Raw genomic sequence first — 24580 nt, 5'->3', positions numbered from 1 at the left:
TACCCTCGGCTATACTTCGCATCATTTGAATGGCCCCGAGGATTAACTGTGAAGAACTGGACGTTACGCCAACGTATTTTGGCGAGCTTTGCGGTGATCATCGCCATCATGTCGTTGATGGTTGTTGCGTCTTACTCTCGCTTGCTTTCCATTGAGACGAGCGAAGAGGCGGTTCGGACCGACTCGATTCCCGGGGTCTATTACAGTTCGATGGTACGCAGTGCTTGGGTCGACAGTTATGTCTTGACCCTGCAACTGGTGGGGTCGGCGACCCAGCGAGACCTGAACAGTGAAGACCGTAAGCTGTATGCCAGCTACGAGGAGCGGATGAAGCGTGAGCTGGATAACTACCGCACCACCATTTTTGATGACCAAGACCGTGCCGAGTTTGATGCGTTTGAGCGCCTCCACGTTCAATACACTCAGGCCTTGGCCGGCGTTTTAGAGTTTTATGAAGACAAAAAAACCGAACAGGCCGATGAAATGATCACTCATCAGTTGGCCCCGTTATGGATGGCCGGCCGCAAGCAACTCAACACCATCATTGACACCAATCGCACCGCTGCCAATCACGCGACAGAAGCCATTGCCAATGCCGTCACGAGCGCAAAAATCAGCATGCTGGTGTCGCTGGTAATTGCCGTGTTGGCGGCCGGGCTTTGTGGCTTCCTGTTGTTGCAGGCAATCATGTCGCCGATGCAGCGTATTGTTGCGATCCTTGAAACCATGCGTTCGGGTGACTTGAGCTCGCGTTTGAATCTGGAGCGTAAAGACGAATTTGGCGCGGTCGAAACCGGCTTCAATGCCATGATGACCGAGCTGACTGCGTTGGTGTCTCAAGCCCAACGCTCCTCGGTGCAAGTCACCACCTCGGTCACCGAAATCGCCGCCACGTCTAAGCAGCAACAAGCCACCGCCACTGAAACTGCAGCCACAACCACTGAGATTGGCGCGACTTCCCGCGAAATCGCGGCCACGTCCCGTGACCTGGTTCGCACCATGACTGAAGTGACATCGGCCGCCGATCAGGCTTCGATTCTGGCCGGCTCCGGGCAGCAAGGCTTGGCACGCATGGAAGAAACCATGCACTCGGTGATGGGCGCTGCCGATCTGGTCAACGCCAAATTGGCGATCCTCAATGAAAAGGCCGGCAACATTAACCAAGTGGTCGTGACCATCGTTAAAGTGGCTGACCAGACCAACCTGTTGTCGCTCAACGCTGCCATCGAAGCTGAAAAAGCCGGTGAATATGGCCGTGGTTTCGCCGTGGTTGCCACTGAAGTCCGCCGTCTGGCTGACCAGACCGCTGTTGCCACTTACGACATTGAACAAATGGTGCGTGAAATTCAGTCGGCCGTGTCTGCGGGCGTGATGGGCATGGACAAGTTCTCGGAAGAAGTGCGCCGAGGCATGTCCGAAGTGACCCAAGTGGGCGAGCAACTGTCGCAAATCATCCATCAGGTTCAGGCCCTGGCGCCGCGCGTCTTGATGGTCAATGAAGGGATGCAGGCCCAAGCCACGGGCGCCGAACAAATTAACCTGGCGCTGGTGCAGTTGGGTGATGCCAGCAGTCAGACCGTTGAGTCCTTGCGTCAGGCCAGTTTCGCGATCGACGAACTCAGTCAGGTTGCTGTTGGACTGCGCAGCGGCGTTTCGCGTTTCAAAGTCTGATGATCGAGCCTCTAGCCAAACGTATGGGCGCAGTGACGCCCAGCAATCGCCTGTTTCTGGTGTTTTACATCGGCGATGAACGCTATGCCTTGCCCGCCACCGATGTGGTCGAAGTGTTGCCGCGTTTACCGCTGAAGCCGATCGCCCAGGCCCCTGCTTGGGTGGCCGGGGTGTTTGCGCACCGTAGTCACATGGTGCCGGTGATTGACGTCAGCGCCATGACCTTTGGCCACGCGGCGGTGGCTCGCACGAGTACCCGTCTGGTGTTGGTCGATTTTCGTGGAAAACTGCTGGGGCTGATGCTTGAGCAGGCCAGCGATACCTTGCGGTGTAACCCTGATGATTTCCAGCCGTATGGCCTGGATAACCGCGACGCGCCTTATTTGGGGCCGGTGCGCAAAGACCCTCATGGCCTAACGCAGTGGATCCGAGTCGATGACCTGCTGAGCCCGGCGGTGTGTGCGCTGCTGTTTCCTGCGAACCCGGATGACGCCTTCACGCGGGAGCTCGCATGAGTGACGATCAACGGTTCTTCGACTTTCTGAAACAACGCATCGGTCTGGATGTGGCGTCTGTCGGCCCGGCAATTATCGAGCGCGCTGTTCGTCAGCGTTGCACGGCGCTGCACATGGTCGACAGCGATCATTACTGGCAGCGGCTGATCACCTCGCACGATGAACAGCAAGCGCTGATCGAGTCGGTCATCGTGCCCGAGACTTGGTTTTTTCGTTACCCTGAGTCGTTTGCGACGTTGGGTCGATTGGCCAGAAAGCGTTTGGAGGAGGTGGGCACTCGCCGCATCCTGCGAATATTGAGTCTGCCGTGCTCGACGGGCGAAGAGCCCTACTCGATTGCAATGGCCTTGTTTGATGCTGGTTTTACCGGGCATCAGTTCAAGGTCGAAGCCCTGGATGTCAGCCCGCTATCGGTGGCGCGTGCTCAGGCGGCGGTGTATGGCAAGAATTCATTTCGTGGCGAACAAACCGATTTTCGTGAGCGCTATTTCAGCGTTACCAATGACGGCTACCAACTGTCGGAGCGGGTGCGCCAGCAGGTCAGCTTTCATGTCGGCAACTTGCTTGATCCGGCACTGGTGGTTAATCACGTTCCCTATGACTTTGTGTTTTGCCGCAACCTGCTGATCTACTTTGACCTGAAAACACAACAGCAAGCGCTGGACGTACTAAAGCGTTTAACCCGCGACGACGGCGTGCTGTTCATTGGCCCGGCGGAAGGCAGCTTGCTGGCACGCTTGGGGATGCGTTCGATTTGTGCGCCACAGTCGTTTGCCTTTAGTCACAGCCATGAGCCGTTGCCTGCTGCGCGCCCCGCGCTAGCTGAGTTCAAACCGCTGACGCGTCCACTGCCGCCGACGTCCCCCCCGGTGATTCGGCCTTTTGCCCCGCGCCCGCAAACTGCAACGCCAGCGCCACACAAACCGAGCCCGGCAACTTCAGGGGTGAGCGCCTTGCTGGAGCAGATTGCACGCTTGGCCAATGAAGGCAAAAGCAGTGATGCCCGGCAGTCCTGCGAACAGTTTTTGCTACTGCATGGCCCGCAGGCACAAGTGTTTTATTGGTTAGGTTTGCTCAGCGATGTTGAAGGTCGGAGCGACCAGGCCCAGGGCTTTTATCGCAAGGCGTTGTACCTGGAACCGCAGCATTCAGACGCGCTGGCACACTTGGCGGCTTTATTGGCTTCGCAAGGTGATGCGGCAGGTGCGCAGCGCTTGCAAGAGCGTGCTGCCCGTCACGAGCGGTCCGTTCACAGTGAGCGTAAACAATGAGCGGTTTAACAGCCCAGAGCTTGATTCATGACGAAGCCCAAGCCATTGATGACTGCTGGAATCGTATCGGTATCTATGGCGATAAATCCTGCCCGCTGTTGCCCGAGCATATTCATTGCCGCAACTGCGCGGTGTATTCGGTCGCCGCGACGCGCTTGCTGGATCGCTACTCCTTTGATCAAAAGCACGATGAACTCTCTGCCCCTCAAGATTTCGAACGAAAAGTCGCGACGCGCTCGCTGGTGATTTTTCGTTTGGGCGGCGAGTGGCTGGGCCTGAATACCGGTTGCCTAGACGAAGTCGCGCGCCTGCAAGCCATCCACTCCCTGCCACACCAGCGTTCACGGGCGTTGCAAGGCGTGGCCAATGTGCGGGGAGCGCTGGTGCCGTGTCTGTCACTGGTTGACCTGTTGGGGCTGGACCCGACGGTCACGCCAACCACTACGCAACGCGTCATGCCGCGCATGCTGATCGTGGCGGCGCACGGCGGCCCCGTGGTTTTGCCGGTTGATGAAGTGGACGGTGTTCACAACATTGAAGAACGTGTTCTAAACACCGCTTCGCTCTCGGGCGACCATGCCGGTGCCAAATACACCCGGGGTGTACTGCCGTGGAAAAGCCGCAGCCTGCGCTGGCTGGATGAAGAACAACTGCTGAGCGCCATTTCCCGGAGCCTGACATGACCCCTGAGCAAATGCGTGATGCCTCCTTACTAGAACTCTTCAGTCTTGAGGCCGAGGCCCAGACCCAGGTTCTGAGTGCCGGTCTGTTGGCGTTGGAGCGCAACCCAACACAAGCCGATCAGCTAGAAGCGTGCATGCGTGCTGCTCATTCGCTCAAAGGTGCGGCGAGAATCGTCGGGGTCGATGCTGGGGTCAGCGTCGCCCACGTCATGGAAGATTGCCTGGTCAGTGCTCAAGAAGGGCGCTTGCGCCTGCATCCCGAGCACATTGATGCGTTGTTGCAGGGCACTGATTTGCTGATGCGTATTGCCACCCCCGGCAGTGAAAATGTTGGCCCGGCTGATATTGACGCCTATGTCACGCACCTGAACGAGTTGCTTGACCCCTCTGCAATAGTTACGCCACGGTTCGCGCCGCCGGCATTCGACGTTTCACAATTGTTACTGGCGCCGACGTCTGTAGTGGCTGCTCCGTTGATCGAGCCTGAGCCGCCTATGCAGCCTGAACCTGCGGAGCCAGAACCCGCGCGTCGTCCTCAGCGTTTGACGGAGAGCGGCGAGCGGGTATTGCGCGTGACCGCCGAGCGGCTCAACAGTCTGCTCGACCTGTCGAGCAAATCGTTGGTTGAGACCCAGCGGCTTAAGCCCTATTTGATGGCCCTGCATCGGCTCAAGCGCATTCAAAGCACCAGCTTGCGAGCCTTGGACACCCTGAGCGAACAGCTTAAAGCGGCGGGCTTTAGCCATGACGTCGAGGAAGCGTTGACTGAGGCTCGGCGATCATTGGCCGAGTCGCAGCACCTGCTGAGCGAACAGACCGCAGAACTGGACGAATTTGGCTGGCAGACCGGTCAGCGCGCGCAATTGCTTTATGACACCGCGCTGGCCTGTCGGATGCGCCCGTTTGCTGACGTACTGGTTGGCCAGGAACGTATGGTTCGCGATTTGGGGCGTGCCCTTGGCAAGCAGATTCGCCTGGAAATTGAAGGCGAGAAAACCCAGGTTGACCGCGATGTACTGGAAAAACTTGAAGCGCCACTGACTCACTTGTTGCGTAATGCGGTTGACCACGGAATTGAGTCGCCAGAACAGCGCCTGCTGGCGGGCAAGTCGGCAGAAGGCACCATTCGCCTGCGCGTGTCGCACCAGGCGGGTTTGCTGGCGCTGGAACTCAGCGATGATGGCGCCGGTGTTGATCTCACGCGTTTGCGTCGCACCATTGTCGAACGTCAGTTATCGACCGCCGAGACCGTGGCGCAATTGAGCGAAGAAGAACTGCTGACCTTTCTCTTTCTGCCGGGTTTCAGCCTGCGCGACACCGTGACCGAAGTCTCCGGGCGCGGCGTCGGGCTGGATGCAGTGCAGCACATGGTGCGCCTGCTGCGCGGCGCGATTGTGCTGGAACAGACCTCGGGGCAGGGCAGCCGCTTCCAGCTTGAAGTGCCGCTGACCTTGTCCGTGGTTCGCAGCCTGGTGGTTGAAGTAGCCGATGAGGCGTACGCCTTCCCGCTGGCGCACATTGAACGCATGCGCGACTTGTTGCCGGATGACATCGTGCAGGTCGAAGGTCGTCAGCATTTCTGGCACGAAGGCCGCCATGTGGGGCTGGTAGCGGCCAGCCAGTTGCTGCAACGCCCCCCCAGCCAGAGCGATGACGAAACCCTCAAGGTGGTGGTGATTCGTGAGCGCGACGCCGTGTATGGCGTGGCCGTTGAGCGCTTCATCGGCGAGCGGACGTTAGTGGTGTTACCCCTCGATCCGCGTCTGGGCAAGGTGCAAGACATCTCAGCCGGGGCCTTGCTGGACGATGGTTCGCCGGTGCTGATCGTGGACGTCGAAGACATGCTGCGCTCAGTCGACAAACTGCTCAACACCGGGCGTCTGGAACGTATCGACCGGCGCAACCGCCACACCGCCGAACTGACCCGCAAACGCATTTTGGTGGTTGATGACTCGCTAACCGTGCGCGAGTTGCAGCGCAAACTGCTGATCAATCGCGGCTATGAAGTGGCCGTGGCGGTTGACGGTATGGATGGCTGGAATGCCCTGCGGGCCGAGCACTTCGACCTATTGATTACCGACATAGACATGCCGCGCATGGATGGTATTGAACTGGTCACGTTGTTGCGCCGAGATAACCGTTTGCAATCTATGCCAGTGATGGTGGTTTCTTACAAAGATCGTGAAGAAGATCGTCGACGTGGCCTAGATGCTGGGGCCGACTATTATCTAGCCAAAGCCAGCTTCCATGACGACGCTTTGCTGGATGCTGTGGTTGAACTTATTGGTGGAGCCCAAACATGAGAGTCGCCATCGTCAACGATATGCCCATGGCGGTTGAGGCCTTGCGTCGAGCGCTGGCGTTTGAGCCCGCTCACCAAGTGATCTGGGTTGCGCGCGATGGTGAGGAGGCGGTGCGCCTGTGCGCCGAACAGACGCCGGACCTGATATTGATGGACCTGATCATGCCGGTGATGGACGGGGTAGAGGCCACGCGCCGGATCATGGCTGAAACCCCGTGTGCCATCGTGATTGTGACCGTGGACCGCGAGCAGAATGTACACCGCGTATTCGAAGCCATGGGTTTTGGTGCAATGGATGTGGTTGACACGCCGGCGCTGGGAGCGGGCAATGCCAAAGAGGCAGCGGCGCCGTTACTGCGCAAAATCCTCAACGTGGGCTGGTTGATGGGCCAAAGCGACAAACGGGTAAAACCCGTGTCTGCCCAACCGCGCGAATTGTCTGCCCAGCGTGGGTTGGTGGCAATTGGCTCGTCTGCGGGCGGGCCGGCAGCGCTTGAAACACTGCTTAAAGGGCTGCCGAGAAACTTTCAGGCGGCCATCGTGCTGGTGCAGCATGTTGACCAAGTGTTTGCGGCAGGCATGGCCGATTGGCTCAGTACATCGTGCGGGCTGGACGTGCGATTGGCCCGCGATGGCGAGACGCCGCAGGTGGGCTCGGTGCTGCTGGCGGGCACCAACCACCACATTCGGCTATTAAAAAACGGCACCTTGGCCTATACGGCAGAGCCTGTGAACGAGATTTATCGACCCTCGATCGATGTGTTTTTTGAAAGTGTTGCCAGACACTGGAATGGTGACGCGGTGGGTGTGCTATTAACCGGTATGGGGCGCGATGGGGCGCAAGGGCTCAAACTCATGCGTCAGCAAGGTTTCTTGACCATCGCTCAGGACCAACAAAGTAGCTCAGTGTATGGCATGCCCAAAGCGGCAGCGGCCATTGATGCAGCGGTTGAAATCCGTCCTTTAGACAAGATTGCGCCACGTTTGCTGGAGATATTTGCGAAATGACTGGCAAAATTCGGCATAACTGGCTTGAAGGCAGTAATTCAGGTGAACGCGCATGAGCGATTTACAGTTGGACGACGTTAAAACTGACGAAAACGCCGCCATGGTGTTGCTGGTTGACGATCAGGCAATGATCGGTGAAGCCGTGCGCCGAGGCTTGGCGCTTGAGCAGAACATAGACTTTCACTTCTGTGCGGACCCGCATCAGGCGATTGCTCAAGCCATTCGGATCAAACCGACGGTGATTTTGCAGGACCTGGTCATGCCTGGGCTGGACGGGCTGACGTTGGTGCGCGAGTACCGCAATCACCCAGCGACCCAAAACATCCCGATCATCGTTCTGTCCACCAAAGAAGACCCGCTGATCAAGAGCGCGGCGTTTTCGGCGGGGGCTAATGATTACTTGGTCAAGCTGCCCGATAACATCGAACTGGTGGCGCGGATTCGCTATCACTCGCGCTCCTACATGACCTTGTTGCAGCGTGATGCGGCCTACCGCGCGTTGCGGGTCAGCCAGCAGCAGTTGCTGGACACCAATCTGGTGCTGCAACGGCTGATGAACTCGGATGGTTTGACCGGGTTGTCGAATCGTCGGCACTTTGACGAATACTTGGAGCTTGAGTGGCGTCGCGCCTTGCGTGAGCAGACCCAGTTGTCGCTGTTGATGATTGATGTCGACTACTTCAAATCCTTCAACGACACCTTTGGCCATTTGGATGGCGACGAAGCGTTGCGCAAAGTGGCCTCGGCCATTCGTGATGCGAGCAGTCGACCGTCTGATCTACCCGCGCGTTATGGCGGCGAAGAGTTTGCCATTGTGTTGCCTAACACCTCGCAAGGCGGCGCGCGATTGGTTGCAGAAAAACTGCGTCAGTCGGTAGAAGCGCTAAAAATCCCGCATATACAGCCGAGTGAAGGCAGCAGCTTGACCATCAGCATTGGCCTGGCGACCCTCACCCCACAACAAAATGGCAGTTCGCGCCAACTCATCTCGGCGGCGGACAAAGGGCTTTATCTGGCCAAGCACCACGGGCGTAATCAGGTCGGGATTGAGTAGCGTACACCGGCCCCTGTAGAAGCGAGTTTGTCTCGCGATCTTTAAACGCAAAAGATCGCGAGACAAGCTCGCTACAGAGAGTGGGTTGCGCACAAACATCCCCGCCAGGCGGGCTGCTGCCGATCAACGTTTACGGTATACTCCCCGGCTTTGTAAAAATCGCCTACGAGTGCCGCCAGCCATGGAAATCAACCCGATCCTTAACAGCATCAAGGACCTGTCAGAGCGCTCCGAAACTATTCGGGGGTATCTTTGACTACGATCAAAAGCATGAGCGTCTGATCGAAGTCAATCGCGAGCTTGAAGATCCAAGTGTCTGGAACAACCCTTCGTACGCCCAGGAACTGGGTCGCGAGCGCGCTCAACTGGCGCAAATCGTCGAAACTCTGGATGAGATGCACACAGGTCTGGCCGATGCCAAAGACCTGCTGTTGATGTCCGCCGAGGAAGAAGACCAGGCCGCTGTGGATGACGTCGCCGCTGAAGTCGAACGTCTGCGCGAAGCCCTTGAAAAACTCGAATTCCGCCGCATGTTTAGCGGTGAAATGGACGCCAATAACGCTTACCTGGACATTCAGGCAGGTTCCGGCGGTACCGAAGCGCAAGACTGGGCCAATATCCTGCTGCGGATGTATTTGCGTTGGGCCGACAAGCGCGGCTTCGATGCCACCATTATGGAATTGTCTGCCGGTGAAGTGGCCGGGATCAAAGGTGCAACCGTTCATATCAAGGGCGAATACGCATTTGGTTGGTTGCGCACCGAGATTGGCGTCCATCGTCTAGTTCGCAAAAGCCCGTACGATTCGGGCAACCGTCGTCATACCTCGTTCTCGGCTGTGTTTGTTTCGCCAGAAATCGACGACAACATCGAAATCGACATCAACCCTTCAGACCTGCGGATCGACACTTATCGCTCCTCCGGTGCGGGCGGTCAGCACGTAAACACCACTGACTCGGCCGTGCGGATTACCCACGTTCCGACGAACACCGTGGTGAGCTGCCAGAACGAACGTTCTCAGCATGCGAACAAAGACACCGCGATGAAAATGTTGCGGGCACGTCTTTACGAGCAAGAAGTACAGAAGCGCAACGCGGCATCCCAAGCCCTGGAAGAGACCAAGTCTGACATTGGCTGGGGTCACCAGATCCGCTCGTATGTACTCGACGCCTCGCGTATCAAAGATTTGCGTACCAATATCGAGCGCAGCGATTGCGACAAAGTGCTCGATGGCGATATCGATGAATACCTGATAGCCAGCCTGAAACAAGGCTTGTAAGGCGCGCAACACCCGTAAGTGCGAAGCCTGTGCGATGCCCCAAGGGCGCGCTGAAGGCCCGCCACCCCCTGCCGCGAGGCGGGGGCAACGAACCTGTGATGGAATTTTTAAGACATGAGCGACCAACAACTCGACCCGCAAGACCTGCAACAGGAAGAAAACACCCTGATCGCTCTGCGCAAGGAAAAACTTGCAGCCGAGCGCGCTAAGGGCAATGCCTTCCCTAATGACTTCCGTCGCGACAACTACTGCGAAGATCTGCAGAAGAAATACGCCGACAAGACGAAGGAAGAGCTGGCTGAGGCGGCAATCCCGGTCAAGGTTGCTGGTCGCATCATGCTTAACCGTGGCTCGTTCATGGTGATTCAGGACATGACCGGTCGCATTCAGGTCTATGTCAACCGTAAAACCTTGCCAGAAGAAACCCTGGCCGCCGTTAAAACCTGGGACTTGGGCGACATTATCGCTGCTGAAGGCACCCTGGCCCGTTCCGGTAAAGGCGACCTGTACGTTGAGATGACCAGCGTGCGTCTGCTGACTAAATCCCTGCGCCCGCTGCCAGACAAGCACCACGGTCTGACTGACACCGAGCAGCGCTATCGCCAGCGTTACGTTGACCTGATCGTTAACGAAGACGTGCGTCACACCTTCCGTGTGCGCTCGCAGGTCATTGCCCACATCCGCAACTTCCTGATGGCGCGTGATTTCCTCGAAGTCGAAACGCCGATGCTGCAAACCATTCCGGGCGGTGCGGCTGCTAAGCCGTTCGAAACCCACCACAATGCGCTGGACATGGAAATGTTCTTGCGGATCGCGCCTGAGCTGTACCTCAAGCGTCTTGTTGTTGGCGGCTTCGAGAAAGTGTTCGAGATCAACCGTAACTTCCGTAACGAAGGCGTGTCGACTCGTCACAACCCAGAATTCACCATGTTGGAGTTCTATCAGGCTTACGCCGATTACGAAGACAACATGGACCTGACCGAAGAGCTGTTCCGCGAACTGGCGCAACTGGTTCTGGGCACGACCGATGTGCCGTATGGCGACAAGGTATTCCACTTCGGAGAACCGTTCGTGCGTCTGTCGGTGTTCGACTCGATCCTTAAGTACAACCCTGAACTGACCGCAGACGACCTGAACGACATCGACAAGGCCCGTGCCATCGCCAAGAAAGCTGGCGCCAAGGTGCTGGGCTTTGAAGGTCTGGGCAAGCTGCAGGTGATGATTTTCGAAGAGTTGGTCGAGCACAAGCTGGAGCAGCCGCACTTTATTACCCAGTACCCGTTTGAAGTGTCGCCGCTGGCCCGTCGTAACGACGACAACCCGAACGTGACCGATCGCTTTGAGCTGTTCATTGGTGGCCGTGAAATCGCCAACGCCTACTCCGAGTTGAACGACGCGGAAGACCAGGCTGAGCGTTTCATGGCTCAGGTGGCCGACAAAGACGCAGGCGATGACGAAGCCATGCACTACGACGCCGACTTCGTCCGTGCACTGGAATACGGCATGCCGCCAACCGCGGGTGAAGGTATCGGTATCGACCGTCTGGTGATGCTGCTGACCAACTCACCGTCGATTCGCGACGTGATCCTGTTCCCGCACATGCGCCCTCAAGCGTAACGATGCTGTATAAAAAACCGCCGATTCAGGCGGTTTTTTATTGCCTGCCATTCACTGATTTGTAGCAGCTGCCGAGCCCGTGAGGCTGCGTCCGGCGGCGTAGCCGTCGTAAAACCAGCTAACACGGTGTGCCAGAATAACCGGGCCTTCTGAATTTACGATCGCTTCGCAATCGGACGTAGCCTGCGGCAACTGCTACGTAATCGACGTAACGCGCAACATTGAAGGGCACCATCATGCCAAAGTGTTGACGGCGATTATCAGTCAGATGGAAGATCACCCCCTACTCAATGTGCTGGCCGCTCTATAGAAGGATGCAGGCATGAAAGCTTGGCGTGTAATGCTGATGGCATTGTCATTTTTGATGTTGAACGGTTGTCTGGTCACCTTTAAACAGGCCCCTATTGTTGCCCAACCGGCGCCGAAACAATTGCTGGGTAAGTGGACCAGCAAGGATGCCTGGGGGCAGGCGCGTAACCTGACTATCCGCGCCATCGACAAGACGCGCTATGAGGCGGTGGTGTATCCCAAGGGCGAGCCAAAATCCCGCGAGCGTTACACCTTTATCGTTGCCCGTCATGGCAGCCGTTGGTATGCCTCGGCGGTGCTACCTGCCAAGTTGGGCGGCAACTACACGCTTAACGGCTTTGAGGTGAACGACAATGGCGAGCTGGTGGTTTACGACCTGGACCTGGATCAGGTCAAACAAGCGGTCGGCCAATCGACCTTGAGCGGTGATCCAGTCGAAACGTCTGAAGGTTCGGGCGTACAGATCAATAGTCCATCAGCTACAGTTTTTTCATACCTCGACGATCCGGCCAATTCGGATGTGTTTGTCGAAGTGGCCCGCTATCAGCGCGTGGCCAAGTAAGCCCATTTATTCGAGGAACTGCGGGTGGACGATTACCAGCGCACGATACGCACGTTGTCAGACCGCATTGTGTTGGCACAAACCCCGATCCGCGTGTTGGATGCGGTGAAGTGGGATGACAGCATTCGTCAGGGGTTTCTCAAGGCCAAGGGCAAGGAAATGCCAGCGGTCAGCCGCGACTATTACCTGGCCCGGCCTTTGGCTTTTGACTCCAATGCGGTGAAATCTGAGTTCCAGCACATTGAGCGCGACATCACCCGGCAACTGGGGCAGTTCAACCCGGTCGGGCAGATCATGCGCCGTATGTGTAAGGAATACCGAATGGTGGTACGCATGCTTGAAGCGCGTGGCACTGAAGATTTTGGGCTGATTTCCCAGGAGCTGTATGGTGCGGCATCCGACGCCTTCCATGCCGGTGACCCGACTTTGGCCGACTTGGGGCTGATGATGTCCGACTACTTGGACAACATCGATGGGCGCGGCGACCTCAAGGACGAAGTCAAAAATCTGACCGCCAAAGATGCCGTGAACATGCTGCAAGGCCGTCTGAACAAAGTGTTTGGCGAGTGCGAAGAAACCATTCGGGTCTTTGAGTCTGATGGCATTGTCGCGGACGCGGCGGCAGGCGCCGACTACATCAAGATCCGCACCGATGCGATGTTCAACGAGCGTGACGTGCGGGCGCTGGAAGTTCACGAAGGGCTGGTGCACGTGGGCACCACGCTCAATGGTCAAAACCAGCCCATTTGTACCTTCTTGTCTAAAGGCCCACCGTCATCGACCGTGACCCAGGAAGGCTTGGCGATTTTGATGGAAATTATCACCTTCGCCTCCTACCCGAGCCGTTTACGCAAGCTGACCAACCGCACCCGCGCCATCCATATGGTTGAGCAGGGCGCAGACTTCATGCAGGTGTATCAGTTCTTCCGTGAGCAAGGGTTCGAGATGCCAGAAAGCTATGGCAACGCGAGCCGGGTTTTCCGTGGATCTGTGCCAAATGGCCTGCCATTCACCAAAGACTTGTCCTACCTCAAGGGCTTCATCATGGTTTACAACTACATTCAGTTGGCCGTGCGCAAAGGCAAGCTCGAACAGGTACCGCTGTTGTTCTGTGGCAAAACCACACTGGAAGACATGCGTACCTTGCGTCAGTTGGTCGATGAGGGCTTGGTGGTTGCACCCAAATACCTGCCTGACCAGTTCCGCGACATGAATGCGTTGTCGGCATGGATGTGCTTCTCCAACTTCCTCAATCACTTGAGCCTGGACCGGATCGAAGCGGACTACTCGAACATTTTGTAAATCACGCTCCATCACGTCATTAGGCGGCCACAGCGAATGAAAACCCTGGCTGTACTCTGCCTGCTGTTAACCCTCAGCGGATGCAGCTCGTTGCTGTTTTATCCTGAAGCGGGCCAGCCGATCACGCCAACCGCTGCGGGTTTGTCTTATAAAGACGTGACCCTCACTGCTGCTGATGGCACCCAACTGCATGGCTGGTGGTTACCGGCTAAGGCTGGCGTACCGCTCAAGGGCACGGTGCTGCACCTGCATGGCAATGGCGGGAACCTGGCTTATCACTTGGGCGCTGTCGCCTGGTTGCCCGAACAGGGGTATCAAGTGCTGATGCTCGACTATCGCGGGTATGGCCTGTCGCACGGTTCTCCCGGTTTGCCTGCGGTGTACCAAGACATTGATGCTGCGTTCGACTGGTTGCAGCGCCAACCACAGGTTAGCGATCAGCCACTGATTGTGCTGGGGCAGAGCTTGGGCGGGGCGATGGGGGTTCATTACCTGAGCCAGCACCCGACGCAACGTGCCCGGCTCAAGGCCGTTGTACTCGATGGTGTTCCCGCCAGTTACCGCGAAGTGGGGCAGTTTGCCTTGAGCACGTCGTGGCTGACCTGGCCGCTACAAGTGCCGCTGTCGTGGCTAGTGCCAGACGCCGACAGTGCCGTGTATGCAATGCCCGAAATGGGTGGGACGCCGATGCTGATCTTCCACAGCCTGGATGACCCGATCGTGCCGCTGTCCAATGGCATCCGTCTGTATCAGGCCGCACCGCCTCCTAAAGTGCTGCAACTGACCCGAGGCGGCCATGTACAGACGTTTGCCGACCCAACCTGGCGCCAGGTGATGCTGCGTTACTTGGACGACCCGCAACACTTCAATGGCGTGCGGCGTCTGGGGGAGATCCCCAATTACCCGGCCACCTCGAATTCGACGACAGACCTTGGAACAGAGAACCTGCAATGAGTGAAGAACGTAACGCCATCCCGCTGATCATCACAGGCATCGGCACTATCATCGGCACGGTGGGCTGCCTGTGGTACTACGGCTATCTGCATTTCGCCAAGCCTGAAGATGCGTTGTTGCTGAGCGATTTCACCATGCTCAAGACCATTCCTGGCGAAGACTACAAAATCTCCCTGACACCGGCCACTCAGGTGGCGCAGTGCGTTGATGGGATTGTGGTGTTGTTCGACACCGAGCAAAAAGGCCTGACTGGCGTGTTGGTTAACAACAAGAAACAGGCCGTGCACTGCATGGGGCAGGAAACCCCGAAGCTGGAACAGTAAAAACATCAGTAGCAGAGGCCGCCCCGTCTTCGACGCCGCGCTGTCGCGCAGTAAACAGGCTGCCGATAATCGACAGCATCCCCCAATCGATTCCCTCTCCTTCGAGAGAGGCGTGTTGAGGGGGCTCTTGATTTAAGTGCATATCCGTTCTCGCACCTACGCCCGACATCGGCATCCAATAAAAAGCCCCGCCTGATCACTCAGGCGGGGCTTTTCAGTTAACGCTTAGCGTTTTACTGCATCGACGAACGCGGCGCTACCGGCTGGTTGTCGTTCGAGATGGTCACTTCAACGCGACGGTTCTGAGCACGACCAGAATCAGTGGCGTTGCTGGCTACCGGGTATTCCTTGCCATAGCCTTGGGCCACGATGCGGCTTGGGTCTACGCCTGCTTTAACCAGTGCAGTACGCACGGAGTTGGCACGGCGCTCAGACAGGGTCTGGTTGAAGGCAGCAGAACCTACGCTGTCGGTGTAACCCTCAACAATCACCTTGCGATCCGGGTTTTGGATCAGGTAGTTGGCCAGGGTACTGATGTTGTTGCGAGCGTTGGGCTGCAGGTCGGATTTACCGAACTGGAACAACACGTCACCAAAAGTTACCAAGGTGCCGCGCTCGGTTTGTTTGGCGTTCATACCGCGCAGTTGCTTGATCTGAGCGTCACGAGCGTCCAGCAGCGCCTGAGCACGATCGGAGCCAGCGCTTTTCAACTGGTTTTCAGCAGTGCGCAGGGCGATGGTTTGCTTGGCCAGTTCAATACGTTGGTTGGTCAGGTAAGCCAGTTGATCGACTTTGGACTCCTTATCTTTGTTCAGATAAGCCTTTTCAGCCTTGTCCAGCCACTCGCCAGCATCTTTGGTTTCCAGCGCGGCAACCTTGGTTGCTTCAGGGTTGGTTTGCAGGGCCGAGTAGTTGGTCTTGGCGTTTTCTAGGTTGACGTTTGGCTGGTGCGAGCACGCTGCCAAGCCAACGCTCAGAGCCAACAGGGCAGGGATCAATACTGTATTGCGCATAATAGTTAGTCCTTTCTATCGATTAGGAATGCTGTGTCGCCAGTTGCGATCAAAGAGGGGCGGCTATTACTGCAGGCCGCGCATGCCTTCTTGACGCAGTTGCTGAACGGCTTTCTGAGCATCCTGAACGGCCTTCTCGGCTTTAGCGGCTTGGGCTTTACGTTCTGCTACACGAGCGTCCCACTCAGCTTGTTCGGACAAGCGACGGGCTTCGTCATATTTTTTGTCATGCATGGCAAGTTCAGCTTGTTTGAGCTTGTCTTGGGCAGACTTCATTTCCACTGGAGCGTATTCGGTACCGCCAGCGCTGACGGCGTTATTCACGGCCGATTGCGTCACAGCGTATTGCTCGGAGGGCGGGTTGCCTGCACAACCGGCTAAAACGAAGGTGGCACCGATCGCCAGTGCAGCCAGTTTCAGCCCGCGCAGGCGAGGTGATGTAGTGTTGACAGTGCGGGTCATCATGGTCTTCAACTCCATTAGGAAACTCCTTAAAAACATCATATCCATCACTACCTTCGCGTTACCTGGAGTGTTGGACACAGGTTCGAGCAGTGATGGTTAAAGGCTGTGACCTGAACAAATTTTGAATAGTTCAAAAAAAAAGATGGCAAATTGCCAAAAATTTTCTGACTGATTGGTCAGGCGTGATTTAAAGATTTGCCTCGCTAGCGGCTTGCCACACACCGCAGTTGCAACGCACTCTGAATACACTAGCTGGCCCCCCAGAATCTGCTGGAGAAATTGTTGATGACCGATATTGATGCACGCTTGCGCGATGATGTTCACCTGCTGGGTGAGCTGTTGGGTAATACGATTCGTGACCAATACGGCGAAGCGTTTCTCGCCAAAATCGAACGGATCCGCCAGGGCGCCAAGGATGACCGGCGTGGCACGACGGGCGCGGAGTTGAGTGCAATTCTAGATGCCTTGAGCGATGACGATGTGTTGCCCGTGGCCCGAGCGTTCAACCAGTTTTTGAACCTAGCCAACATCGCCGAGCAATACCAGTTGATTCACCGTCGCGACGATGACGAGCCGCAGCCTTTTGAATCTCAAGTGCTGCCGACCTTGCTGGCGCGGCTGTTGGCAGCAGGCCATGGGGCCGAGTCGCTGGCGCGACAACTCAGCCGCCTAGACATCGAACTGGTGCTGACTGCGCACCCGACCGAAGTCACGCGCCGCACCCTGATTCAGAAATACGATGCGATTGCCGAGCAACTGGCGGCCCAGGACCATCGGGATTTGACCCTGTCCGAGAAGTCGCGGATCGAGCAACGCTTGCAGCGCCTGATAGCGGAAGCCTGGCATACCGAAGAAATCCGCCGCACCCGGCCCACGCCCGTGGACGAGGCCAAATGGGGTTTTGCGGTCATTGAACACTCACTGTGGCAAGCCGTGCCGAACATGATGCGAGCGACCGACGCGGCCCTATATGACGCCACTGGCCTGCATTTGCCGTTGGAAGCCGCGCCAATTCGATTTGCTTCCTGGATGGGCGGCGACCGGGATGGCAACCCGAATGTCACGGCCAGCGTTACCCGTGAAGTGCTGTTGCTAGCGCGCTGGATGGCGGCTGATTTGTACCTGCGCGACATTGATAAGCTCGCCGCCGATTTGTCGATGCAGCAGGCCACACCGGCGCTTCTGGCGGTGGCGGGGGAGAGTGTCGAACCCTATCGGGCGGTGCTCAAACAATTGCGTGAACGCCTGCGCATCACCCGCGCCTGGGCGCAGAGTTCCTTGAACAACGCGCAGCCTGCACCCGAGGGGGTGTTGCGCGATAACCAAGACCTGCTGGCGCCATTAAAGCGCTGTTATGACTCGCTGCATGCCTGTGGAATGGGCGTGATTGCTGATGGTCCACTGCTCGATTGCCTGCGCCGGGCCGTGACGTTTGGCTTGTTTCTGGTGCGCCTTGATGTGCGTCAGGATGCGGCCCGTCATACCTCGGCCATGACTGAAATCACTGATTATCTAGGCCTCGGTCGCTATGAAGACTGGGACGAAGATGCGCGGCTGATCTTCCTGATGCGCGAATTGAGCAATCGCCGGCCACTGTTGCCGGGTTACTTCAAACCCGGCGCCGAGACCGCCGAGGTGCTGGCCACGTGCCGTGAAGTGGCGGCTGCACCGGGGGCTTCGCTGGGGTCTTACGTGATCTCGATGGCAGGGGCTGCCTCAGACGTACTGGCCGTGCAATTACTGCTCAAAGAGGCCGGGCTTGAACGTCCGATGCGCGTGGTGCCGCTGTTTGAAACCCTGGCTGACCTGGACCACGCCGGGCCTGTGATTGAGCGTCTTTTGTTGCTGCCAGGCTATCGCGCCCGCTTGCATGGGCCGCAGGAAGTGATGATCGGCTATTCGGATTCGGCCAAGGATGCAGGCACCACAGCCGCCGCTTGGGCGCAGTACCGGGCGCAGGAAAACTTAGTCAATATCTGTCGCGAACAAGACGTCGAACTGCTGTTGTTTCACGGCCGTGGTGGCACCGTGGGGCGCGGCGGTGGTCCAGCCCACGAAGCCATTCTGTCGCAGCCGCCGGGCTCGGTGGCGGGGCGTTTCCGCACCACGGAGCAGGGCGAGATGATTCGCTTCAAATTCGGCCTGCCGGACATCGCCGAGCAGAACCTCAATCTGTACCTGTCAGCAGTGCTCGAAGCGACATTGCTGCCGCCACCTCTTCCAGAGCCAGGTTGGCGCGTGCTGATGGACGAATTGGCCGCCGACGGGGTTAAGGCTTACCGTGCGGTGGTGCGTGATAACCCGCAGTTCGTCGAATATTTCCGTCAGTCCACCCCGGAACAAGAGCTGGGCCGTTTACCGTTGGGCAGTCGTCCAGCCAAACGCCGTGCAGGCGGAATTGAAAGTTTGCGCGCGATCCCGTGGATCTTCGGCTGGACCCAAACCCGTCTTATGTTGCCTGCTTGGCTTGGCTGGGAAACCGCTCTAAGTCGGGCGCTTGAGCGTGGAGAGGGCGAGCAGCTGGCGCAAATGCGCGAGCAGTGGCCGTTTTTCCGAACCCGTATCGACATGCTGGAAATGGTCTTGGCTAAAGCCGATGCCGATATTGCCCGACTCTATGACGAGCGTTTAGTGGCCCCAGAACTGCTGCCTTTGGGTGCGCAGTTACGCGACTTATTGTCGCAGGCGTGCGACGTGGTATTGGGTTTGACCGGCCAGTCGCAACTGATGGCGCACAGCCCGGACACCCTGGAGTTCATTCGCTTGCGCAACACCTACCTTGACCCCCTGCATCTGTTGCAGGCCGAGCTTTTGGCGCGTTCGCGGCGTCAGCAGGCGGCCCAGGACAGCCCTCTGGAACAAGCGTTGCTGGTCACTGTGGCCGGGATCGCGGCGGGCTTACGTAACACGGGTTAAGTACCGGGGTCAGTCATATGTCGCGTCAAGGTGCCTTGCTACGAGCCTTTTTGGTGCTCGGTCACGCGTTGGCGCGACAGTTTGAGACGGGGTTGCGACCTGTGACACCGGGTCGCAAGGGCGGGTTTAGCACTGATTAATCCTACTTTGGCCTGCTTGTGTGGTCCGGGCCTGCTGTGTATCTTGATCAGCCCTTGGCCATTTATGCGGCCATCACCCGATTTTGAGATTGGCCCAAAGAGGCGAGTCTGTTGTCACTTAAATAAAAAATTGAGGAGCACATCGATGCGCGTAATTCTGCTGGGAGCTCCCGGGGCCGGTAAAGGTACTCAGGCAAAGTTCATCACTGAAAAATTTGGCATCCCGCAAATCTCCACTGGCGATATGTTGCGTGCAGCCGTAAAGGCCGGCACCGAACTGGGTCTTATCGCTAAAGGCGTGATGGACAGCGGTGGTCTGGTTTCTGACGATTTGATCATCAATCTGGTTAAAGAGCGCATCGCTCAGCCTGACTGCGTTAACGGTTTCCTGTTTGACGGTTTTCCACGCACCATTCCTCAAGCACAAGCGCTGGTAAAAAATGGCGTTGAGCTGGATCACGTGCTGGAAATCGCCGTTGAAGACGAAGAAATCGTTCAGCGTATTGCTGGCCGTCGTGTGCACGAAGCGTCGGGCCGCGTTTACCACACCGTTTACAACCCGCCAAAGGTTGAGGGCAAAGACGATGTGACCGGTGAAGACCTGGTGCAGCGCAAAGACGACACCGAAGAAACCGTTCGTCACCGCTTGTCGGTTTACCATTCGCAAACCAAGCCGCTGGTGGACTTCTACCAGGAGCTGGCTGCCGCCCAAGGCAAGCCGAAGTACAGCCACGTTGAAGGCGTTGGCTCGGTTGAATCGATCACTGCCAAAGTGCTTGAAGCATTGAGCTGATAAGTCGATTTTGACGTTTGACAACAGCCCGCTTGCGGGCTGTTGTTGTTTATACTGCTGCACTTTTTTAATTCTGATTCTGACGGGAACACCGATGAGCACCTTGCTGGCCCTGGATACCGCGACTGAAGCTTGCTCTGTTGCCTTGCTGCACGATGGCAAGGTCACGAGCCACTACGAGGTGATCCCGCGCCTGCATGCGCAAAAGCTGTTACCGATGATAAAAGAACTGCTGGCCCAGGCTGGGGTTGAGCTGTCGGCGGTCGAGGCAATTGCCTTCGGTCGCGGGCCGGGTGCCTTTACCGGCGTGCGTATCGCTATTGGCGTGGTGCAAGGCTTAGCCTTTGCGCTGGAGCGTCCGGTATTGCCGATTTCCAACTTGGCCGTGTTGGCCCAGCGGGCATATCGCGAGCACGGCGCCACTCACGTGGCGTCGGCCATCGATGCGCGCATGGATGAAGTGTACTGGGGCTGCTACCGCGAGCAGGCTGGTGAAATGTGCCTGCAAGGCGTTGAAGCCGTATTGCCACCCGAAGTGGCTGGTTTGCCAGAAGGTGCCAGCGGTGAATGGTTTGGTGCGGGTACGGGCTGGGGATACGCCGAGCGCTTGAGCGTCAAGCCGTATGCACTGGACGCAGGCATGCTGCCGCACGCTGAAGACTTGCTGACCCTGGCGCGCTTTGCCTGGGAACGCGGCGAAGCCATCCCCGCCGACGACGCCCAGCCGGTGTACCTGCGCGACAAAGTAGCGGCGACCAAAGCCGAACGTGGTGTCATTTAAAACGGCGATGGCTCTATTTATTTGTGTGCGCGGGCTTGCTCGCGATTGAATCGACAAGGCGTATCAGACATACCGCGTTGCCTGCATCGCGAGCAAGCCCGCTCCCACAGGGTGTATGTCCCCGCAGGGCGATTTGCTTAGTCGGGCCAACGCCGCTAAATTGCCAATATCGCTACAGAGCATGCAGCAATGCGCATAGACGGCTTTTCCTCTCAGTCCTACCCCATCAAGCGCAAGCCACGCAAAGGCAAGGTGCAGGTTGATGAGTCGGTGGATGACAGCGAAACAGGGGCTGAAACTGCGCCGCAAGCGGCTCGCCCTGCGCCTTCCGGTGAACGTATCAGCCAATTGCCAGTGCGCTCTCAAGACATGATCTTCCAACGTGGCATGAGCAAAAACGCTGCCAGCGCCTTGGCCAGCTACCTAACGACCGCCGGTTTTGTCGATTGGGAAATAGAAGTGCTGGGGCTAGACCTGTACATTTGACCGCATGACTGATGCCCAACTCCCGTATTACCTCGGTTGCCCGTCTTGGAGTGAAAACGCCTGGCGCGAAGGCCTGTACCCGCAGAATGCCCACTCAACGGAATTTCTGAGCCTGTACGCGCAAGTCTTCAACGCTGTCGAAGGCAACACCACGTTCTACGCCAACCCCAAGCCAGTCACCGTTGAGCGCTGGGCGCAAAGCCTGCCCGAACACTTTAGGTTCACCGCCAAGTTCCCGCGTGAGATCAGCCATGGCGGCGATTTGCGCGAGCATGCGCAGGCCGTCGAAAGCTTCCTACAGCTATTAAGACCGTTGGGAGCGCGTGTAGCGCCATTTTGGCTACAACTACCAGCGAGCTTCGGCCCGCAGCGTTTTGCCGAACTGGTGAGCTTTATAGACGCTCTGGAGCGCCCGTTGGCCGTTGAAGTACGCCATCCTGAGTTTTTTGCTAAGGGCGATGCCGAGCGTTTGCTCAATCGCTTGTTAAAGGAGCGCGGGGTAGAGCGCATTTGCCTAGATTCTCGGGCGTTGTTCAGTTGCACCTCCCGCGATCCGGCAGTCCTGCATGCACAATCGAAAAAACCCAAGGTGCCACCGCGCCCCGCAGCGTTCACCCAATTCCCGCAAGTGCGCTTTATCGGCCGTCCAGAGTTGGACGCCAACGACCTTTACTTGAAACCCTGGGTTGAAAAAGTAGCGGGCTGGATTGAAGAAGGTCGAACGCCGTATGTGTTTTTGCACACCCCCGACAATCATCGGGCGCCGGAGTTGGCGCGCCGGTTTCATCAGCAGTTGAGTGAGCGCTTGCCGGGGCTCCCCGCGCTGGCGCAGTTGCATCAGCCGCACACCAGCGAGCAACTGGGGCTGCTTTAAGCCGCCATCCGCAGGTTATTGATGACCAATGGGCGAGCCCAGGCCAAGTCGAAGTCCATCGCGTGTTGCTGTTCAATTAAGGTGATTGCATCAAACGGCTCGGCGGGTTTGTCGAGCAAGTCCATTTCAAACTCGGCAATCGGCAGGTGCAATGGACGCGGCTCAGCAGCAGGCCCAGGTGTCGGCAGCGGATGACCCTGCGCCATCACCAGCGGGCGAATCCATGTGTCGGTGTAATCCTGCTGGTGTTGCTGTTGGGCGATTTCTTCGGGCGGGAAAGGCGGCGCTGTTGGCGGCAGCAAATCGAGCTCGAATTCGGCAATCGGCAAAAACAGCGCTTCAGGCGGCTTCAGCTCGGTGTCCTGCACCTCGCAATGGCGCTGAGTCACGATATGGCTCAGCAGATCGCTGCCTCCCGTGGGCTCGGCGTTTTCATCCAAGGGTGCGGCGGGCGTGTCGATAGCCACATAGTCTTCAGTCGAGGCCTGCTCTGCCATTGCCAGCGCATAGAAGTCCTTCCACAGGTGATTGACGCTGCCTGTGATCTGAGAATTGTGTCGGCCAAAGTCGCCAATAGGCGCAATAAAGCCGATAGATGTGGAATGAATGTCTGACATAGCTCTCGGTCGACGCCCAGCTCTGGCAAAATGCCGGATATTTCATTTATCGGCAGCGTTTGCCGATCATTAAATTTTTGAGCGTGTTTTTAGATGATTGAGCAAGCAGCGGGCAGTCGTATCAACGTCGAGGCATTGGAGGAGGCTTATCAGGCCTTGGCCGAGCAATGGGCTGAGCGCTTGGGGCTGCCTTTGGCCGAGCCTGAGCATGAGGCTGACGTTGCATTCGCCCTGCAAGTCGGCCCTCAAGGTTTGCAACTGCAACAGCTTGGCCCCGATGCTCCCGGCCCGGTGCGGGTGGACTTTGTTGAAGGCGGCGCGGCCCACCGGCGATTGTTTGGCGGCGGCACCGGGCAGATGATTGCCAAAGCGGTCGGTATTCAGCAGGGCGTGCGCCCACGCGTGCTGGATGCCACAGCGGGATTGGGCAAGGATGCGTTTGTGTTGGCAAGCCTGGGCTGTGAGATGAGCTTGGTCGAACGCCAACCCCTGATCGGTGCATTGCTAGAAGACGGCCTAGCCCGGGGGCTGGATGACTTTGACGTGGCGCCGATTGTGTCGCGCATGCACTTGCTCAAAGGCAACTCGATTGAAGTGATGCGCAACTGGGAAGGCGAGGCGCCGCAGGTGATCTACCTCGACCCGATGTTCCCGCATCGTGAGAAAACGGCTCTCGTTAAGAAAGAAATGCGCCTGTTCCGGCCACTGGTCGGGGATGACAACGACGCGCCAGCCTTGCTAGAAGCCGCATTGGCGTTGGCTACGCATCGGGTTGTGGTTAAGCGCCCGCGCAAAGCACCGTGTATTGCCGGGCCTAAACCGAGCCATGCACTGGATGGCAAATCGAGCCGTTACGATATTTACCCGAAAAAAGCGCTAAAGCCTTAAGCAGAATCAAAAGCCCCTCACCCTAGCCCTCTCCCTGAATGGACCGGGGAGAGGGTTGGGGTGAGGGGCAGTCTTGGCAACTCGGTGTTCATTCCGGTCGATAAGCTCGCATAAACATGCTCACCACTTCCTGCACATGTGCGTCGTACTCTTGCGGCGTCAGCAGCCCGCCGCAGCCGTACAACAAGCGAAAGTTGGGTGAACCTTTGAGCATGCAAAAAAAGTGCTCCGCCGCGTAATGCGGTCGCTCAATGCACAGGGCTCCCGTCTGGTGAATCTTGCTCAGCAGGCGTTCCATCTCGTGTACCACCCGCTCGGGTCCTGCCTCGAAGAATATCTGTGAGAGCTTCGGGTCCTGACTGCCAAGCGTCACCATCAGCCGATGCAGGTTCAGCGACTCCTCGCTGTTAATCAGCATCTGAAAACCACGGCCAATGTTTAACAGCACTGTTTCAATGGGCACGCCGCTGGGCAACTCAAAAAACAAGTCCGGTAACTGTTCTGAGCATTTGGCCAGGATCGCCGAGGAGAACAGCGTCTCTTTGTCGGTGAAGTGGCTGTAAACAGTCAGTTTTGATACCCCAGCCAGGTTTGCGACCGCGTCCATGCTGGTATTGGCATAGCCCTTGGTCAGAAAAAGGGATTTGGCCGCATCGAGGATGGACTGGCGTTTTGCCATGTCTTTGGGGCGCCCGAGGGCATTGGGGGGTAAAGGATTGTCGGACATTTCCGTTTATTACTGGACTGGTGAGTTTGGTA

Annotated in this window: 23 protein-coding genes; 19 read left to right on the top strand and 4 right to left on the bottom strand. The window is 57.4% G+C overall.

The window, feature by feature from the left end; genetic code table 11:
• The first annotated feature begins 48 nt into the window (after nucleotides 1-48).
• From B347_RS0120840 to B347_RS0120780, 13 genes are all read left to right on the top strand, one after another.
• Complete coding sequence (locus B347_RS0120840) at nucleotides 49-1671, top strand: methyl-accepting chemotaxis protein (RefSeq protein WP_019411634.1); 1623 nt, start codon at nucleotides 49-51, stop codon at nucleotides 1669-1671.
• Nucleotides 1671-2186 carry a chemotaxis protein CheW gene (locus B347_RS0120835; protein WP_019411633.1) on the top strand — a complete coding sequence of 172 codons (516 nt, stop codon included), beginning with the start codon at nucleotides 1671-1673 and terminating at the stop codon, nucleotides 2184-2186. Before B347_RS0120840 ends, B347_RS0120835 begins: the two co-directional genes overlap by 1 nt.
• Nucleotides 2183-3457, top strand: coding sequence for a CheR family methyltransferase (locus B347_RS0120830; RefSeq protein ID WP_019411632.1), 1275 nt, complete (start codon nucleotides 2183-2185; stop codon nucleotides 3455-3457). The genes B347_RS0120835 and B347_RS0120830 overlap by 4 nt, the downstream gene beginning before the upstream one ends.
• A complete protein-coding gene (locus B347_RS0120825) occupies nucleotides 3454-4140 on the top strand; it encodes a chemotaxis protein CheW (protein ID WP_019411631.1) in 687 nt (228 codons plus the stop codon). The genes B347_RS0120830 and B347_RS0120825 overlap by 4 nt, the downstream gene beginning before the upstream one ends.
• Nucleotides 4137-6443: a hybrid sensor histidine kinase/response regulator gene (locus B347_RS0120820; protein ID WP_019411630.1), complete on the top strand. Its 2307-nt coding sequence runs from the start codon at nucleotides 4137-4139 to the stop codon at nucleotides 6441-6443. The genes B347_RS0120825 and B347_RS0120820 overlap by 4 nt, the downstream gene beginning before the upstream one ends.
• Entirely contained in the window at nucleotides 6440-7450 is a 1011-nt protein-coding gene (locus B347_RS0120815; RefSeq protein WP_019411629.1) for a chemotaxis response regulator protein-glutamate methylesterase, read from the top strand. The genes B347_RS0120820 and B347_RS0120815 overlap by 4 nt, the downstream gene beginning before the upstream one ends.
• A gap of 52 nt (nucleotides 7451-7502) precedes the next feature.
• The gene (locus B347_RS0120810; RefSeq protein WP_019411628.1) at nucleotides 7503-8504 is read left to right on the top strand and encodes a response regulator; all 1002 of its coding nucleotides are present in this window, start codon (nucleotides 7503-7505) and stop codon (nucleotides 8502-8504) included.
• A 181-nt stretch (nucleotides 8505-8685) separates the two neighbouring features.
• Nucleotides 8686-9781 (top strand): peptide chain release factor 2 gene (gene prfB, locus B347_RS0120805; RefSeq protein ID WP_100218052.1). Its coding sequence is split into 2 segments (ribosomal slippage): nucleotides 8686-8757 and nucleotides 8759-9781, totalling 1095 coding nucleotides; the frame shifts between segments, so codons are not numbered across the junction.
• Between the two features lie 114 nt (nucleotides 9782-9895).
• A complete protein-coding gene (lysS, locus tag B347_RS0120800) occupies nucleotides 9896-11398 on the top strand; it encodes a lysine--tRNA ligase (RefSeq protein WP_019411627.1) in 1503 nt (500 codons plus the stop codon).
• Nucleotides 11399-11720: 322 nt separating this feature from the next.
• The gene (locus B347_RS0120795) at nucleotides 11721-12269 is read left to right on the top strand and encodes a hypothetical protein (RefSeq protein ID WP_019411626.1); all 549 of its coding nucleotides are present in this window, start codon (nucleotides 11721-11723) and stop codon (nucleotides 12267-12269) included.
• A gap of 24 nt (nucleotides 12270-12293) precedes the next feature.
• Complete coding sequence (locus tag B347_RS0120790) at nucleotides 12294-13571, top strand: flavohemoglobin expression-modulating QEGLA motif protein (RefSeq protein WP_019411625.1); 1278 nt, start codon at nucleotides 12294-12296, stop codon at nucleotides 13569-13571.
• Between the two features lie 36 nt (nucleotides 13572-13607).
• Nucleotides 13608-14525: an alpha/beta hydrolase gene (locus B347_RS0120785; RefSeq protein WP_019411624.1), complete on the top strand. Its 918-nt coding sequence runs from the start codon at nucleotides 13608-13610 to the stop codon at nucleotides 14523-14525.
• Nucleotides 14522-14848 carry a hypothetical protein gene (locus B347_RS0120780; protein ID WP_019411623.1) on the top strand — a complete coding sequence of 109 codons (327 nt, stop codon included), beginning with the start codon at nucleotides 14522-14524 and terminating at the stop codon, nucleotides 14846-14848. The genes B347_RS0120785 and B347_RS0120780 overlap by 4 nt, the downstream gene beginning before the upstream one ends.
• A gap of 233 nt (nucleotides 14849-15081) precedes the next feature.
• On the opposite strand, the gene B347_RS0120775 is transcribed toward B347_RS0120780, so the two are convergent.
• Nucleotides 15082-15861, bottom strand: coding sequence for an OmpA family protein (locus tag B347_RS0120775; protein WP_019411622.1), 780 nt, complete (start codon nucleotides 15859-15861; stop codon nucleotides 15082-15084).
• Between the two features lie 66 nt (nucleotides 15862-15927).
• Complete coding sequence (locus tag B347_RS0120770) at nucleotides 15928-16341, bottom strand: DUF4398 domain-containing protein (protein ID WP_019411621.1); 414 nt, start codon at nucleotides 16339-16341, stop codon at nucleotides 15928-15930.
• A gap of 270 nt (nucleotides 16342-16611) precedes the next feature.
• Here B347_RS0120770 and ppc point away from each other — a divergent pair, with 270 nt between their 5' ends.
• The 5 genes from ppc (at nucleotide 16612) to B347_RS0120745 (ending at nucleotide 22316) form a co-directional block, all read left to right on the top strand.
• The gene (ppc, locus tag B347_RS0120765) at nucleotides 16612-19242 is read left to right on the top strand and encodes a phosphoenolpyruvate carboxylase (RefSeq protein ID WP_019411620.1); all 2631 of its coding nucleotides are present in this window, start codon (nucleotides 16612-16614) and stop codon (nucleotides 19240-19242) included.
• Nucleotides 19243-19527: 285 nt separating this feature from the next.
• Nucleotides 19528-20175 (top strand): adenylate kinase, encoded by a 648-nt coding sequence (gene adk, locus B347_RS0120760; protein ID WP_019411619.1) that lies wholly within the window; start codon nucleotides 19528-19530, stop codon nucleotides 20173-20175.
• Between the two features lie 94 nt (nucleotides 20176-20269).
• Nucleotides 20270-20956: a tRNA (adenosine(37)-N6)-threonylcarbamoyltransferase complex dimerization subunit type 1 TsaB gene (gene tsaB / locus B347_RS0120755; RefSeq protein WP_019411618.1), complete on the top strand. Its 687-nt coding sequence runs from the start codon at nucleotides 20270-20272 to the stop codon at nucleotides 20954-20956.
• 189 nt (nucleotides 20957-21145) lie between these two features.
• Nucleotides 21146-21442, top strand: a complete 297-nt coding sequence (locus B347_RS0120750) for a hypothetical protein (RefSeq protein ID WP_019411617.1) — start codon at nucleotides 21146-21148, stop codon at nucleotides 21440-21442.
• A 4-nt stretch (nucleotides 21443-21446) separates the two neighbouring features.
• A complete protein-coding gene (locus B347_RS0120745) occupies nucleotides 21447-22316 on the top strand; it encodes a DUF72 domain-containing protein (RefSeq protein WP_019411616.1) in 870 nt (289 codons plus the stop codon).
• Here the strand turns inward: B347_RS0120745 and B347_RS0120740 are convergent.
• A complete protein-coding gene (locus tag B347_RS0120740) occupies nucleotides 22313-22933 on the bottom strand; it encodes a hypothetical protein (RefSeq protein WP_019411615.1) in 621 nt (206 codons plus the stop codon). The two genes, B347_RS0120745 and B347_RS0120740, sit on opposite strands and share 4 nt — an antisense overlap.
• A gap of 93 nt (nucleotides 22934-23026) precedes the next feature.
• Here B347_RS0120740 and B347_RS0120735 point away from each other — a divergent pair, with 93 nt between their 5' ends.
• Entirely contained in the window at nucleotides 23027-23821 is a 795-nt protein-coding gene (locus B347_RS0120735; protein WP_019411614.1) for a class I SAM-dependent methyltransferase, read from the top strand.
• A gap of 88 nt (nucleotides 23822-23909) precedes the next feature.
• On the opposite strand, the gene B347_RS0120730 is transcribed toward B347_RS0120735, so the two are convergent.
• Nucleotides 23910-24548 (bottom strand): TetR/AcrR family transcriptional regulator, encoded by a 639-nt coding sequence (locus B347_RS0120730; RefSeq protein ID WP_019411613.1) that lies wholly within the window; start codon nucleotides 24546-24548, stop codon nucleotides 23910-23912.
• Between the last annotated feature and the right edge of the window lie 32 nt (nucleotides 24549-24580).

Origin of the sequence: Pseudomonas psychrophila HA-4, from assembly GCF_000282975.1 — a bacterium.
Lineage (GTDB): Bacteria > Pseudomonadota > Gammaproteobacteria > Pseudomonadales > Pseudomonadaceae > Aquipseudomonas > Aquipseudomonas psychrophila_A.
Note: the sequence above shows the minus strand (reverse complement) of the source record. Positions and strands in the feature narration are given on the sequence as shown.

Excerpts from the sequence above, each read along its gene's own strand:
- B347_RS0120835 (WP_019411633.1), top strand. The coding sequence starts at position 1,671 with ATGATCGAGCCTCTAGCCAAACGTATGGGCGCAGTGACGCCCAGCAAT.
- B347_RS0120830 (WP_019411632.1), top strand. The coding sequence starts at position 2,183 with ATGAGTGACGATCAACGGTTCTTCGACTTTCTGAAACAACGCATCGGT.
- B347_RS0120825 (WP_019411631.1), top strand. The coding sequence starts at position 3,454 with ATGAGCGGTTTAACAGCCCAGAGCTTGATTCATGACGAAGCCCAAGCC.
- B347_RS0120820 (WP_019411630.1), top strand. The coding sequence starts at position 4,137 with ATGACCCCTGAGCAAATGCGTGATGCCTCCTTACTAGAACTCTTCAGT.
- B347_RS0120815 (WP_019411629.1), top strand. The coding sequence starts at position 6,440 with ATGAGAGTCGCCATCGTCAACGATATGCCCATGGCGGTTGAGGCCTTG.
- B347_RS0120810 (WP_019411628.1), top strand. The coding sequence starts at position 7,503 with ATGAGCGATTTACAGTTGGACGACGTTAAAACTGACGAAAACGCCGCC.
- lysS (WP_019411627.1), top strand. The coding sequence starts at position 9,896 with ATGAGCGACCAACAACTCGACCCGCAAGACCTGCAACAGGAAGAAAAC.
- B347_RS0120795 (WP_019411626.1), top strand. The coding sequence starts at position 11,721 with ATGAAAGCTTGGCGTGTAATGCTGATGGCATTGTCATTTTTGATGTTG.
- B347_RS0120785 (WP_019411624.1), top strand. The coding sequence starts at position 13,608 with ATGAAAACCCTGGCTGTACTCTGCCTGCTGTTAACCCTCAGCGGATGC.
- B347_RS0120780 (WP_019411623.1), top strand. The coding sequence starts at position 14,522 with ATGAGTGAAGAACGTAACGCCATCCCGCTGATCATCACAGGCATCGGC.
- B347_RS0120775 (WP_019411622.1), bottom strand. The coding sequence starts at position 15,861 with ATGCGCAATACAGTATTGATCCCTGCCCTGTTGGCTCTGAGCGTTGGC.
- B347_RS0120770 (WP_019411621.1), bottom strand. The coding sequence starts at position 16,341 with ATGGAGTTGAAGACCATGATGACCCGCACTGTCAACACTACATCACCT.
- ppc (WP_019411620.1), top strand. The coding sequence starts at position 16,612 with ATGACCGATATTGATGCACGCTTGCGCGATGATGTTCACCTGCTGGGT.
- adk (WP_019411619.1), top strand. The coding sequence starts at position 19,528 with ATGCGCGTAATTCTGCTGGGAGCTCCCGGGGCCGGTAAAGGTACTCAG.
- tsaB (WP_019411618.1), top strand. The coding sequence starts at position 20,270 with ATGAGCACCTTGCTGGCCCTGGATACCGCGACTGAAGCTTGCTCTGTT.
- B347_RS0120750 (WP_019411617.1), top strand. The coding sequence starts at position 21,146 with ATGCGCATAGACGGCTTTTCCTCTCAGTCCTACCCCATCAAGCGCAAG.
- B347_RS0120745 (WP_019411616.1), top strand. The coding sequence starts at position 21,447 with ATGACTGATGCCCAACTCCCGTATTACCTCGGTTGCCCGTCTTGGAGT.
- B347_RS0120740 (WP_019411615.1), bottom strand. The coding sequence starts at position 22,933 with ATGTCAGACATTCATTCCACATCTATCGGCTTTATTGCGCCTATTGGC.
- B347_RS0120735 (WP_019411614.1), top strand. The coding sequence starts at position 23,027 with ATGATTGAGCAAGCAGCGGGCAGTCGTATCAACGTCGAGGCATTGGAG.
- B347_RS0120730 (WP_019411613.1), bottom strand. The coding sequence starts at position 24,548 with ATGTCCGACAATCCTTTACCCCCCAATGCCCTCGGGCGCCCCAAAGAC.